This window comes from Vicinamibacterales bacterium, assembly GCA_035699745.1.
Taxonomy (GTDB): Bacteria; Acidobacteriota; Vicinamibacteria; order Vicinamibacterales; family 2-12-FULL-66-21; genus JAICSD01.
Window position 1 is genome coordinate 1 of the sequence record DASSPH010000059.1, and the last position, 12,871, is coordinate 12,871.

Sequence of the window (12,871 nt, forward strand, 5' to 3'; positions counted from 1 at the left end):
TGCTTGATCCCTTCCCGAGACACCTTACGCTGTGGGGGACGTGTGACATTCCAGATTGGTGACAAGGTCATTTACCCGAATCACGGACTCGGCGTAGTACAAGGCATCGAAACCAAAACCATCCTCGGCACTACTTGCGGCTTCTATCACCTGCGCATGGTCGCGAACGAAACCACGGTGCTCGTGCCCGTCGACAACGTTGACGGCGTCGGCCTGCGGCGCGCCATCGGCGACGAGGAGATCGAGCGGCTGTTCGGGCTGCTCGGCGATGGCAAGATCGACAATCACCAGAACTGGAAAGGGCGCTTCAAAGACAATTCGGACCGGATGCGGACGGGTTCCATCTACGACGTCGTCGAAGTGCTGAAGAGCCTGACGTTCCTCGCCAAGAGCAAGAACCTGTCGTTCCGCGAGAAGCGGATGCTCGACCGGGCGAAGTTCCTCGTCATCTCCGAGATCTCCGAGGTCGCCCGCGAGAAGAGCGAAGCGATCGAGCAGAAGGTGGATCTGGCGCTCGAGCGCTGCTTCTCGACCAAGGCCCGCGCCATCGCGCGCGCCAAGGCGGCCAAGGCCGCGCCGACCAGCCGCGTCACGGTGAAGCGCACCGCGCGCGCCAGCTAGACGCACCGCCGCCAACCGCACACGACGGAATCGAGGGGCCGGGCGATATGATCGCGCCGGCCCTTTTTTCATGCTGATCGCCGCCATCCGGTCGCTCGCCACCTACGTCGCGGTTTCGCTCTACGTCGTCCTGATGGGACCGCCGTTCCTGGCCCTGGCGCTCGCGACGGGGAAGCCGCTGCCGCTCTACCGCGTGGCGCTCGGCGGCGTGCGCCTGGGCCTGTGGCTGAGCGGCATCACGGTGGTGGTGAAGCACCGCGAGTACATCCTCCGCGATCGGGCGGCGGTGTATGCGGTCAACCACGCGAGCAACGTGGAGCCCCCCGTCCTCTATGCGGCGCTGGCGGAACTGTTTCCCCGGCTGCGCGTCCTGTACAAAGCCGAGTTGCGCAAGCTGCCGATCCTGGTGCGCGCGTTCGACCTCGCCGGCTTCGTCCCGCTGGAGCGCGGCAACCGCGAGCAGAGTCTGCCGGCGATCGAACGGGCGGCCGCGGCGCTGCGCGACGGCAACTCGTTCCTGATCTTTCCGGAGGGGACGCGCAGCCGCACCGGCGAGCTGTTGCCCTTCAAGAAGGGCGGGTTCATCATGGCGCTGCAGGCGGGCGCGCCAATCGTGCCGGTGGCGATCGCCGGCACGCGCGATGCGATGAGGAAAGGCAGCCTGGTGATCCGGCCGGTCCGCGTCACCGTACGGTTCGGCCAGCCGATCGAGACGGCCGGGTTGTCGCTCGAGGATCGCGACGCGCTGGTGGCGCGGGTTCGCGGCGCGGTGGCCGGGCTGTTGCAGGAGCAGGGCTGAGACGATGGAACTACTCGGGACCTCGCTCGGAGCGCTGGGCCGCACGATGGGCTTCTCGTTCGCGGCGGGGATCAACCTGTACGCGACCGTCGCCATCCTCGGCCTGGCCAGCCGTTACGGCTGGGTCGCGCTGCCGCCGCAGTTCCAGGCGTTCGACAACAACTGGATCATCGGCACGGCGATCGCGCTCTACGTCGTCGAGTTCTTCGCCGACAAGATTCCCTGGATCGACTCGATGTGGGACGCCGTCCACACGGTCATCCGGCCGATCGGCGGCGCGGCGATCGCCGTCACGACCCTGGGAGACGCCTCGCCGACGACCGAGGCCATGGTGGCGCTGCTCGGCGGCACGCTCGCGGCGAGCACGCACTTCACCAAGTCCGGCACACGCGTCGTCGCCAACGCGAGCCCGGAGCCGTTCACCAACTGGGCGTTGAGCATCGGCGAAGACATCTTCGTCGTCGGCCTCGGGTTCCTGGCGCTGAAATATCCGGCGGCGGCAGCCGTCGTCGTGATCGTCGCGCTCGCGATCATCATCGCCCTGTCGGCGTGGATCATCCGTGCGGTCAGGCGGCGGTTCCGACGTGCGGACATCCCGGCGCCACGGGTCGCTCCGCAAGGACGGCACTAAGGCGCAGCCGTCTGTCGTCAGCCGCCGCCGGTGGTGAATGTCAATGATGCCGGCGCCAGCGGCTGGTTGTCGACGTTGCTCAGGATGCCTTCCAGCAGTTCGAGTTTGACGGTGCGATAGCGATCCAGCGGCGCGGACGGCTTGATCTCCAGCGCGCGGTTGCCCTCGTTGTAGCGCACGGTGACCGCCGGCGGCGCGTCGGATCCCCCCGCCGGCGTCGGGCCCACGTACGACAGGCGGACGCGATCGCGGAAAGTGCGGCCGTCCATGTCGCGCGAGAACTGGATGCGGATCGCGGCGCCTCGCTCGACGTCCACGTCGCCCTGCTGCGGAACGCTGAAGATGATCTCGGGCGCCGGAGCGGGAGGAGGGGGCGGAAGCGAGACTTCGATCGCGGTGTCGCTCGGGGGGGTCGCCTCGGTTATCGACGTCGCTTCGATCCAGGCCAGCGGCCCCGTCCGGCGGACGGTGCCGGCAACCTGCACCCACCGCCCGGTGTCGGCGCGGGCGTTGACGTCGAGGTCGAAGTTGCGGCCGCGCGGCCGCACGCCGGACACCCACACCGACGAATCGGCGGACTGCAGCACGAAGTCCCATCGCCCCCTGGTGCCGGCTCCCTGAGGCAGATCGGCGAACAGGTTGGCGCCGCGGAAGCGCCCGGTCACCGTCACTCCCTTGCCGACGTACCGATCCGGCGCGAGCGCCAGCGCCCGCACCGTCGGTTCGACCGGCAGCGGCGATTCGACGGTCGTGGCGTTCAGGATGATGAAGACCTGGTCGCGCGCCGGCCATTGTCCGTTCGCGGCGGCGTCGAGGATCGGCTGGAAGTTGACGTTCGAGAACCGCGAATCGGTGCGCTCGAGCCGGCCGACGTCCCAGAACTCGCCGCGCACCTCGCTGTCGCGCGGCGCGCTCGGCGAATCGCGCCAGAACACGAAGATCGGCTTCGCCGTCCCGGCCAGCCTCATGAGCGGTCCGGCGGGCTCGACGTCCCGGCGCACGGCGATCTGCTTGCCGTGGTAGAACACCGGCGCCGCGATCAGCGCCTCGGGCGTCGCCGCCAGGCGCGACGCCGGCTGCGCGACCAGCGGCGCAGCGAGGCACCCGAAGAGACCGGCCGAACCCAGGGCGACGTTCCAGAGCACTCTTTGCACGGTCAACCCTTCGTCCCCCGCTAGGACAGCTTTCTCTGCGCCGCCCGCGCGAGGACGACGCCCAGCGCGGCGAAGAGCAGGCCGCCGGCCACGATGCCGATGGTTCCCTCGTGGAGCACCGGCAGCACGCCGGTCGTCTCGTCGCCCGCCTCAATCAGACGCCGCCCGAACAGGATCGCGTACAGGATGCCGGCCAGCGAGCCGCCGGCGATCAGGCCGGAGCTGAACAGCGTGCCCGACCCGACCTCCGATTCTTCCGCCACGCCGGTCCTGCGCTCGACGAACCAGCGCACGAGGCCGCCGGCGAAGATCGGCGCGGTGGTCGCGATCGGCAGGTACGATCCGACCGCGAACGACAGCGAATGGATGCCGCACAGCTCCAGGGTGATCGAGATGAAGACGCCGACCAGCACGAGGCCCCACGGCAGGTTCTGGCTGAGCAGCCCCTTGATGATCGTCGACATCAGCGTCGCCTGCGGCGCGGGCAGCGACTGCGACCCGATGGTCATCACGTTGTGCAGGTAGAGCGTGGTCATGCCGATGACGAGGGAGGCGGTGACGACGCCGATCACGAGGCCGATCTGCTGATAGAGCGGCGTGGCGCCGACGATGAAGCCGGTCTTGAGATCCTGCGAGGTCGCGCCGGCGTTGGCCGCGGCGATGCAGATCACGGCGCCGACGCAGAGCGCGACCGGCGAGTAGACGTCGCCGGTCCAGCCGAGCGCGACGAAGATCGTGCAGGTGAGGATCAGCGTCGCGATCGTCATCCCGGAAATCGGGTTGGACGACGAGCCGATCAGGCCGGTGATGCGCGACGACACGGTGACGAAGAAGAAGCCGAAGATGACGATCAGGATCGCGGCGAGGAAGTTCCCCTGCGTCGGCATGCGGGGCGCCACCGCGAGGAAGAGCGCGAGGGCGAGCGATCCGAGCAGCACGACGATCATCGGCATGTCGCGCTCGGTGCGCGTCTGCTGCGCACCGGTCCTGCCGCCGAAGTCCTTCACGCTGTCGCGGAACGACGAAATGATGGTCGGGATCGTGCGCGCCAGCGTGATCAGGCCGGCCGCCAGCACCGCGCCCGCCCCTGTGTAGCGGATGTAGGCGCTCCACAGCTGCGGGGCCGACATCTGGTCGACGCGCAGGCCGCTGGCAGGCACCGGCGGCAGCGGCACCGTCATGTAGCTGCCGAGAATCGTGAGCAGCGGCAGCAGCACGAGCCACGACAGGACCCCCCCGGCGAACATGACGCCGGCGATGCGCGGCCCGATGACGTAGCCGACGCCCATGTATTCGGGGGAGATGTCCACGTTGAGCGTGGCGTTCGGGAAGAAGCTGCCGCGCGGCATCGAGTAGCCGACTTCCGTACGGAACAGCTGGAAGATCCAGGAGAGCGACTTCCAGAGCGCGCCGACGCCCAGGCCGCTGAACACCGTCCGCGCCAGCGCCCCGCCGCGCTCGCCGGCCACGAGCACGTCGGCGCATGCCGCGCCCTCCGGGTAGGGCAGCACGCCGTGTTCCTTGACGATCAGCGCGCGCCGCAGCGGCACCATCATCAGCACGCCCATGATCCCGCCGGCGAACGCCAGCATCAGGATCTGGAAATAGCTGAAGAAGCCCGGACCGTACGGCGTCAGGAAGATGAGCGCCGGGATCGTGAACACCACGCCGCCGGCGACCGATTCGCCGGCCGAGCCGATCGTCTGGACGATGTTGTTCTCGAGAATCGTCGATCCGCCGAGCCGCTTGAGCACCGAAATGGCGAGGACCGCGATCGGAATCGACGCGCTGACCGTGAGGCCGGCACGCAGGCCCAGATACACCGTCGAGGCGCCGAAGATCAACCCGAACAGAACGCCGAGGGCAATCGCTTTGGCGGTGAATTCCGCCGGGGACTGGATAGCGGGCACGTACGGCTGGAACGTGCCCCGGGGCGGCGGCGCAGGCGGCATACCCGGCGATATTACTCCGGCTCATGACGCGCGGGCGCTGGGCCATAATCTGCTTGTGACGCGGGAGAACAAGCCGGCAGCGGAAACGCGTCCGCGGGTGTTGGCCGAACCGGTATCCGAGCTGACGACGAACCGGCTGTCGGTCTACCTGCGCTGCCTCAACATCCTCGACGCCGAGGGGGTCCGCACCATCTCGTCACAGGCGCTCGCCGAGCAGTTCCACCTGAACGCGGCGCAGATCCGCAAGGATCTGGCGTATTTCGGCGAGTTCGGGGTCCGCGGCATCGGCTATTACGTCAAGGAACTGCGGCGCCACCTGCGGCAGATTCTCGGACTGGATCGCGGCGTCCGCGTCGCCATCATCGGCGCCGGCAACCTCGGGCTCGCGCTCGCCGACTACGGCGGCTTCCGGGACGACGGATTCGAGATCGTGGCGCTGTTCGACACCCTCAAGGAGAAGATCGGGCGCCGCTCGCGCGGCGGCGTCCTGATCCACGACATCCGGGACTTCAAGAAGGTGGCCCGGCGCGAAGAGATCGGGATCGTGGTGGTGGCGGTGCCGGGAGACGCGGCGCAGACGGCGATCAACACGGCGGCGGCGGCGGGGGTGCGCGCCATCCTGAACTTTTCCCCCGGCGCCTTCAGGGTGCCGCGCGGCGTCAAGTTGAAGAGCATGGACCTGACCGTGTCGCTCGAGAGTCTGTCGTTCTTTCTGGTCCAGGGAGAATCGGATGGCTGAGCGGAAGAAGGAAGACGGAACGCGCAAGACGGAAGGACGGTTGACGCACGTCGACGCCGCGGGGCGGATCCGGATGGTCGACGTCGGCGCCAAGCCGGTGACGGCGCGTGAAGCGGTGGCCCGGGGGCACATCCGCATCTCGGCGGACGCCCGCCGTCAGATTCGCGCCGGCGCCCTGAAGAAGGGGGATCCGCTCGAGACCGCGCGGCTGGCCGGGATCATGGCGGCGAAGCAGACGGCGTCGCTGATCCCGTTGTGCCATCCGCTGCCGCTGTCCCATGCCGACGTGCAGATCACGGCGGCGGGCGACGGCTACGATATCGCGGCCATCGTCCGCACGACGGCGCAGACCGGCGTCGAGATGGAGGCGCTGACCGCCGTCTCGGTCGCCGCGCTGACGGTGTACGACATGGTCAAGGCAGTCGACAAGGCGATGGTGATCGGCGGCATCCGTCTCGTCTCGAAGAAGAAGTAGTGCGCATCCTGGTCGCGATCTACAGCGAGTTCCGGTCGTGGTGCATTCCCGAGGCGCAGGTGGCGGCGCTCCGCGGCGAATTTCCGGAGCACACGTTCGTCCGCGCCGACTCGGACGAGGACGCGCTCGCGGCGATCCCGGATGCCGACGTCGCGTTCAGCTCGCGGATCACACGGGCGCACTTCGCCGCGGCGCGGCGGCTGCGCTGGGTGCACAGTCCTGCAGCGGGAGTGGGGGCGATGCTCTTCCCGGAGATGGTCCAGTCCGGCGTGGTGATGACGAACTCCCGCGGGGCCAGCTCCGTCACCATCGCCGAACACGTCATCGCCGTCACGCTGGCGCTGCTGCGCGACCTGCCGCTGGCCTGGAAGCGGCAGGCGGAGGCGGTCTGGGCGCAGAACGAGTTCGACGCCGGCGCGTCCATCCGGACGCTGCGCGGCGTCCGCGTGCTGATCGTCGGTGTGGGATCGATCGGCGGAGAGACCGCGCGTCTGTTCTCGGCGTTCGGCGCGACCGTCGGCGGGATTCGCCGCCGGCCGGACGTGCCGCCGCCGCCCGGCGTTCAGCAGATGCACGGGCCCGCGCAGCTGCACGGGCAGCTGCCGGCGGCCGACGTGGTCGTGCTCGCGGCGCCGCAGACGCCGGCGACCAGACACCTGATCGGCGCGCGCGAGCTGGCGCTGATGAAGGAAGACGCGATCCTCGTCAACGTCAGCCGCGGCAAGCTCGTCGACGAGGCGGCGCTGGTCCCGGCGCTGGCCGCCGGCCGGCTGCGCGGCGCGGCGCTCGACGTGTTCGAACACGAGCCGCTCGATCCCGCCAGTCCGCTGTGGCGCCGCCCGGATGTCCTGATCACGCCGCACGTGTCCGGCTTCCATGCCGGCTACTGGCCGCAGGCGAGGCAGCTCTTCGCGGATAATCTGCGGCGGTTCGCCGCGGGGCAGCCGCTGGTCAACCTGGTCGACAAGGAGGCGGGGTACTAGGCATGAACGACGAAGTGGAACCGCCGCCGCCGCTCACCACGCTCGCGGATCTGCCGTTTCACGTGCTCGGCCGCTTTCCGCGGCCGATGCTGGTCGGGCAGGTGCGGCAGGGCACGATCGCCGGACAGTCGACGCGCGACTGGTTCGACCAGGTGCGGGACGTGTCGCTCGGGCTCGAGGCGCTCGGCATCGGCCGCGGCGATCGGGTGGTCATCATGTCCGAGAGCCGCCCCGAATGGCTCGTCGCCGACATGGCGATCCTCACCCGCGGCGCCGTCACCGTGCCGGTGTACTCGACGCTCACCGCGGCGCAGGCGAAATACATCGTCGAGGACGCCGGCGCGCGGATCGCGTTCGTGTCGACGCGCGAGCAGCTCGAGAAGCTGCAGCGCGTCCGCCACGAGCTGCCGGCGCTCGAGGCGATCGTCACGTTCGAGCCATCCGACGTGCCGTCGCCGACCGTGCTGCCGCTGGAGGCGGTTGCCGAGCGCGGCCACGCGCGGCTGATGGGGGAGTGGGGCGTGGGACGCGAGTTCCGCGATCGCGCGAAGGAGATCCGTCCCGGCGATCTCGCCACCATCATCTACACCTCCGGGACCACCGGCACGCCGAAGGGCGTGATGCTGTCGCACGCCAACCTGCTGTCCAACGTGATCGCCGGGCACACGGTCGTCGCCGTCGACGAGCAGGACGTGTCCTTGTCGTTCCTGCCGCTCAGCCATTCCTTCGAGCGGACGGTCTCGTACGTCTACCTCGCCTTCGGCGTCACGATCGTCTTTGCCGAGTCGCTCGAGACCGTCGGGCGCGACCTGCCGATCGTGCGCCCGACGGTGATGACGGCGGTGCCGCGGGTCTACGAGAAGTTCCAGGCGCGCATTCTGGAGCGGGGGCAGGCGCTGCCGCAGCCGCGCCGCACGCTGTTTCACTGGGGCGTGCGCGTGGCGCGCGCGCGCGGCCGTGCCGGCGCGCCCGAGCGGCCGGTCGGCGGCGTGCTGGCGGTCGAGTCCGCGCTGGCGGATCGTCTGGTGTTCTCGAAGATCCGTCAGAGCGTCGGCGGCCGGCTCCGCTGTCTGGTCTCCGGCAGCGCGCCGCTGCCGGTGGACGTCGCGCAGTTCTTCGCCGGCATCGGCCTGCCGATCACAGAAGGCTACGGCCTGACCGAGACCGCGCCGATCGTCACGGCCAACCCGATGGGGAAGCCGCGCATCGGCACCGTCGGCCGGGCGCTCCCGGGGGTGGAAGTCCGCATCGCGGACGACGGCGAAGTGCTGGTCCGCGGCCCCAATGTGATGATCGGCTACTACCGCAAGCCGGAGGACACCGCCGCCGTGCTGCGCGACGGCTGGTTCCACACTGGAGACGTCGGCACGCTCGACGCCGACGGCTATCTGACGATCACCGATCGCAAGAAGGATCTCCTGGTCACCTCCGGCGGCAAGAAGATCGCGCCGCAGCCGATCGAGGCGGTGCTGAAGCGCAGTCCGCTCATCGCGGAAGCGGTGGTGCTCGGCGATCGCCGCCGCTTCGCCTGCGCGCTGATCGTCCCGAACTTCGCCGCGCTCGAGCGGCGGCTGAAGGATCTCGGCCGCCCGCCCGCGGAACGCGACGAGCTCGTCCAGCGCGCCGACGTGGTGGCGCTGTACGACGAAGTGATCGAGGCGTTGAACCGCGATCTCTCGCAGTTCGAGCGCATCAAGAAGGTCCGCCTGCTGCCGCGCGAGTTCACCATCGACTCGGGCGAGCTGACGCCGACCCTCAAGGTCCGCCGCAAGACGGTCGAGCAGAACTGGCGCGCGGCGATCGACGAGCTCTACGGCGCGTGAGCCCCGCTACGGCACGTTCAGGATGGTGAGGCGATCGAGCTGGTTCGCCGCGGTGAAGGAACACATCACCGTCGGGTTGGACCCGCTGCCCACCGCGATGCTCTTGATGAACCCGTCGGCCAGATACGTCAGCTTGTCCGGCTCGGATGCGTTCCACGTCAGCGTCGCGCCGTTCTCGGGCTTCACCAGCGTGTGCCGTCCGGCGGACTGCAGGCGAACGCTCCTGTCGTTGCTGAACGTCACGATCACGTCGGGGCCCGTTCCGACCAGCGCCGGGCACACCGCGCCGCTTCGCGTCGTGACCGTCACGTCGAACTCCTCCTTGTAGCGGTGGGTGCCCGGGATGCGGTAGTTGCCCGACGACCCATCCTGCTTCCACTCCTGCGTCTGCGACAGCAGATACAAGTCGATCGATCCGTTCCTGACGCGAATCGGCGCTTCGTCGCTGTCCGACAGCAGATCGAAGATGCTCCACTTGGTGAGGCCGACCGTTTTCAGCACCACCGTGAAGCTGGAGAGCACGGCGAGCACGCCGATGACGGCGAACGTGAGCGTCAGGCGGCGGCTCAGAGACGACGGGGTTCCCCACTTGGGATCGGTCGGCTGCGGTTCAGGCGTCATGACTGCTCCTTGTTGAGGATCTCGACCAGGTCCGGGCGGCGTTCGTAGCGTTCCGCGTCGATCTTCCAGGCGCCGCGGATGCGGCCCAGCGCCTCGCGCGCGACGGTGCCCCATTTCGCCGCCGCCGCGGCGTCGCCGCGCCGCCGCTCGGCCGCGGCGCTGACCAGCGCGAGGCGCCAGCGCAGCTCGTCGTTCGGCAGGTCCCCCAGCAGCGACAGGCCGCGCTGCGCTTCTGACGCGGCCGTTCCGGCGTCCCCCGCCTGGAGCGCGGCTGCCGCCGCCCAGTACTGGCGTTCGCGTGCGATCGGGCGCTCGAGGGTGGGCGAGGCCGGCGGCAAGGCCCCCGGGGCCCGTTGTCCGGTGCGCGCGCCACAGTAGCGCTGCAGCGCCGGCGCCAGACCCGCCGCGGAGTCGTTCGCCCGGGTGTCCGCCACGAGGCGGGCGAGCAACGGCAACGCGTCCCCGCAGCGCAGCTCGGTCGCGGCATTCAACGCCCGCAGCAGCGTGGCGCGGCGCAGGCGCCCGACGTACGACTCGATGCCCGCGGCGATGCCCGCGTCCAGTTCATCGAGCAGCGCCGCCGCTTCCCCCCCGCGTCCGAGACGGATCAACAGTTCGGCGCGGTTGGTCAGGTCGTAGGGCAGCGCCGCACGATCCCCCTGCCGCCGGTGAATCGCATCGGCGCGATCGCGCAGGCGCAGCGCCTCGGGCAGGTTGCCGAGCACGGTGGTGACGCTGGCGAGGCTCGCCGCGGCGTTCGCCGCCTGGGTCTCGTCGCCGATCCCGTCCGCGACGGCAAGCACCTCGGACGAGATCCGCCTCGCTTCGTCGAGGTTGCCGACGCGCTCCTGGGCGCGCGCCGCGATCGAGAGCGCCGTCAGCTCGTGACGCCGATACCGTCCGCCGCGCACGAAGGGCAGGACCTGGTCGATCAGCTTCACCGCCTCGGCCGACCGGTTGCCGCGTGCATACACCTCGGCGAGCTGGATCCTCGCGCGCGCCGCCGTCAGCGCGGCGCCGCGCCGCGCGGCGAGCTCGAGCGCGCGGCTCAGCTGGTGCTCCGCGACGTCGCTCTTGTCCGCGAAGAGCAGCGTCGCCGCGAGATCCACCAGCCCTCCCGCGGCGACGGTGTCCAGCCCGTTCGCCAGCGCCTCGTCCACCGCGGCGGAGGCCAGGCGCTCCGCGTCCGCGATCCGCCCCTCGGAGGCGGTCACGATGCTCAACGCGAGCTGCGCGCGGATCTTCTGGTAGATCGATTCCGACTGCGCCGCAAGCTCCAGGGCGCGCTCCAGGTCCCGCCGCGCCGCCCGCGGTTCCCCCTTGGAGTCGAACACCGCGCCCCGGTTCAGCAGCACGTCGGTTTCTCCCTCGACGTCGGACGCCGCGCGATAGAGTCGCTCGGCCTCCGCGAACGCGGTCAGCGCGGCCTGCCAGTGCGAATCCAGCCCCTCGAGCACGCCCCGGCGAAGCTGCGCGGCGGCGTACTGGCCGTCGATGCCGATGGCGCGCTCGTACGATGCCCGGGCGTCAGTCCGCCGGCCGGCGCCTTCCTGCGCCCGGCCGAGATCGACGAAGGCGCGCGGTTCATTCGGCGTCTCTTCGACCAGCGACCGGTACCGCGACACCGCGCCGTCGACGTCCCGCAGCACGATGGCGCGGACCGCCTGCAGCCGCAGTTGTTCCGGCCGCGGCAGGCGCCGCTCGTCCACCGCGAGCTGCGACACGCGCACGAGATGCGCGCTGGCGGCGACCGGATCGTCCAGCTCCGCCGCGACCTCCGCCAGCCGGGCGTAGGCGAGCGCATGCGCCGGATAGATCGCGATCGCCCGCTCGAGCGCGCGGCGGGCGCGGTAGTAGCTCCCCTCGCGCAGCGCCTCGCTGCCGCGGCGGTACCACAAGTCCGCATCCGCCGGCACCGGGGGCAGCGCGCGCCCCTGCGCCCACTTCCAGACGCCCGCGCCGGCCGCCACCGCCAGTACGGCGGCGATCGCCCACGCCAGCAGGCGCCGCCGAGGAGACGCCGGCCTCCGTGCGGCCGCGACGGCGCCCGGCGACATGCGCGAGGTGTCCGGGATCAGCACGCGGATGGCGCCGACCACCTCCTCCGCGGACTGGAATCGATCGGCAGGGTCTTTCGCCAGCAGACGCCGGACCAGTTCGTCGTGCGCCTGCGTGAGCCCGCGGCGCAGCGACGACGGCGGCGGCGGGTGGACGTGCAGGATCTGACCGGCGGTCTCCACCGGCGAAGCGGCGCGAAACGCGCGGCGGCCGGTCAGACACTCGAACAGCACCAGTCCCAGGGCGAACAGATCGCTGCGGCCGTCGATCGCATGCCCCTGCAGCTGCTCCGGGGACATGTAGCCCGGCGTGCCGGCGAGCGCCGGAAAGCCGGTCGTGTCGGTCAGCGTCGATCCCTCGACGTTGGCGTCGGCGGCATGCGTCACTTTCGCGATCCCGAAGTCGACGATCTTCGGATGCCCGCTGGGCGTGACGATGATGTTGCCCGGCTTCAGATCGCGATGGATCACGCCGCGCCGGTGCGCCGCACCCAGCGCCTCCGCCACCTCCGCGCAGAGCGTCAGCGCGTCCCGGATCGGCATCGGTCCGTGTTGCTGCAGCAGCTCCGCCAGCGGCTGCCCTTCGACGTGCTGCATGACGATGAAGGCCCGCCCGTCGTCGGTTTCCGCCGCTTCGTGGATGCCGCAGATGAAGGGATGATCGAGCGCGGCGGCGGCGCGGGCCTCGCGCAGCAGCGCGCGCCGCGCGCTGTCGCCGCCCAGCTTGTCCGGGTTGAGGAACTTGATGGCGACGTCGCGGTCGAGCGTGCGATCGTGGGCGAGATACACCTCGCCCAGCCCGCCGCGGCCGAGCAGGCGGCCGAGGCGGTATCGGCCGGAATCGAGCGGGGCGTCCGCAGTCATTCGGAAGGCAGCGCAGCGCGAGGAACGGAGCGGAGTATAGCTCACGGGGCCGAAGGGGGCTCGCTTCGCTCGCGCGTCGGGCAGGGTGGAAGGGGCTCGCTTCGCTCGCCGTCGGGCAGGGTGGAAGGGGGGCTCGCTGCGCTCGCGGGTCG

The 12,871-nt window shown here is 70.2% G+C and carries 11 protein-coding genes; 7 read left to right on the plus strand and 4 right to left on the minus strand.

What is annotated here, in order from left to right; translation table 11 throughout:
* The 3 genes from VFK57_12835 to VFK57_12845 form a co-directional block, all read left to right on the plus strand.
* On the plus strand, positions 1-621 hold a 621-nt coding region (locus VFK57_12835; protein ID HET7696591.1), incomplete at its 5' end, for a CarD family transcriptional regulator.
* A gap of 70 nt (positions 622-691) precedes the next feature.
* Entirely contained in the window at positions 692-1,420 is a 729-nt protein-coding gene (locus VFK57_12840) for a lysophospholipid acyltransferase family protein (GenBank protein ID HET7696592.1), read from the plus strand.
* Between the two features lie 4 nt (positions 1,421-1,424).
* Positions 1,425-2,051: a DUF4126 domain-containing protein gene (locus tag VFK57_12845; protein HET7696593.1), complete on the plus strand. Its 627-nt coding sequence runs from the start codon at positions 1,425-1,427 to the stop codon at positions 2,049-2,051.
* Between the two features lie 17 nt (positions 2,052-2,068).
* Here the strand turns inward: VFK57_12845 and VFK57_12850 are convergent, their stop codons facing one another.
* Both VFK57_12850 and VFK57_12855 read right to left on the minus strand, forming a co-directional pair.
* Complete coding sequence (locus VFK57_12850) at positions 2,069-3,205, minus strand: Ig-like domain-containing protein (GenBank protein HET7696594.1); 1,137 nt, start codon at positions 3,203-3,205, stop codon at positions 2,069-2,071.
* Between the two features lie 20 nt (positions 3,206-3,225).
* Positions 3,226-5,157, minus strand: a complete 1,932-nt coding sequence (locus tag VFK57_12855; GenBank protein HET7696595.1) for an oligopeptide transporter, OPT family — start codon at positions 5,155-5,157, stop codon at positions 3,226-3,228.
* Positions 5,158-5,212: 55 nt separating this feature from the next.
* On the opposite strand from VFK57_12855, the gene VFK57_12860 reads away from it, so the two are divergent.
* From VFK57_12860 to VFK57_12875, 4 genes are read left to right on the plus strand one after another with little or no spacing between them, the layout of a single operon-like run.
* Complete coding sequence (locus VFK57_12860; GenBank protein HET7696596.1) at positions 5,213-5,896, plus strand: redox-sensing transcriptional repressor Rex; 684 nt, start codon at positions 5,213-5,215, stop codon at positions 5,894-5,896.
* The gene (moaC, locus tag VFK57_12865) at positions 5,889-6,371 is read left to right on the plus strand and encodes a cyclic pyranopterin monophosphate synthase MoaC (GenBank protein ID HET7696597.1); all 483 of its coding nucleotides are present in this window, start codon (positions 5,889-5,891) and stop codon (positions 6,369-6,371) included. The genes VFK57_12860 and moaC overlap by 8 nt, the downstream gene beginning before the upstream one ends.
* Entirely contained in the window at positions 6,371-7,354 is a 984-nt protein-coding gene (locus tag VFK57_12870; protein HET7696598.1) for a D-2-hydroxyacid dehydrogenase, read from the plus strand. Before moaC ends, VFK57_12870 begins: the two co-directional genes overlap by 1 nt.
* Before the next feature lie 2 nt (positions 7,355-7,356).
* Entirely contained in the window at positions 7,357-9,177 is a 1,821-nt protein-coding gene (locus VFK57_12875) for a long-chain fatty acid--CoA ligase (protein ID HET7696599.1), read from the plus strand.
* Positions 9,178-9,183: 6 nt separating this feature from the next.
* Here the strand turns inward: VFK57_12875 and VFK57_12880 are convergent, their stop codons facing one another.
* Both VFK57_12880 and VFK57_12885 read right to left on the minus strand, forming a co-directional pair.
* Complete coding sequence (locus VFK57_12880) at positions 9,184-9,798, minus strand: hypothetical protein (GenBank protein ID HET7696600.1); 615 nt, start codon at positions 9,796-9,798, stop codon at positions 9,184-9,186.
* A complete protein-coding gene (locus tag VFK57_12885) occupies positions 9,795-12,719 on the minus strand; it encodes a protein kinase (protein ID HET7696601.1) in 2,925 nt (974 codons plus the stop codon). Before VFK57_12885 ends, VFK57_12880 begins: the two co-directional genes overlap by 4 nt.
* Positions 12,720-12,871: the final 152 nt, after the last annotated feature.

Coding starts and splice junctions, on each gene's coding strand:
- VFK57_12875 (HET7696599.1), top strand. CDS start 7,357: ATGAACGACGAAGTGGAACCGCCGCCGCCGCTCACCACGCTCGCGGAT.
- moaC (HET7696597.1), top strand. CDS start 5,889: ATGGCTGAGCGGAAGAAGGAAGACGGAACGCGCAAGACGGAAGGACGG.
- VFK57_12855 (HET7696595.1), bottom strand. CDS start 5,157: ATGCCGCCTGCGCCGCCGCCCCGGGGCACGTTCCAGCCGTACGTGCCC.
- VFK57_12885 (HET7696601.1), bottom strand. CDS start 12,719: ATGACTGCGGACGCCCCGCTCGATTCCGGCCGATACCGCCTCGGCCGC.
- VFK57_12840 (HET7696592.1), top strand. CDS start 692: ATGCTGATCGCCGCCATCCGGTCGCTCGCCACCTACGTCGCGGTTTCG.
- VFK57_12880 (HET7696600.1), bottom strand. CDS start 9,798: ATGACGCCTGAACCGCAGCCGACCGATCCCAAGTGGGGAACCCCGTCG.
- VFK57_12845 (HET7696593.1), top strand. CDS start 1,425: ATGGAACTACTCGGGACCTCGCTCGGAGCGCTGGGCCGCACGATGGGC.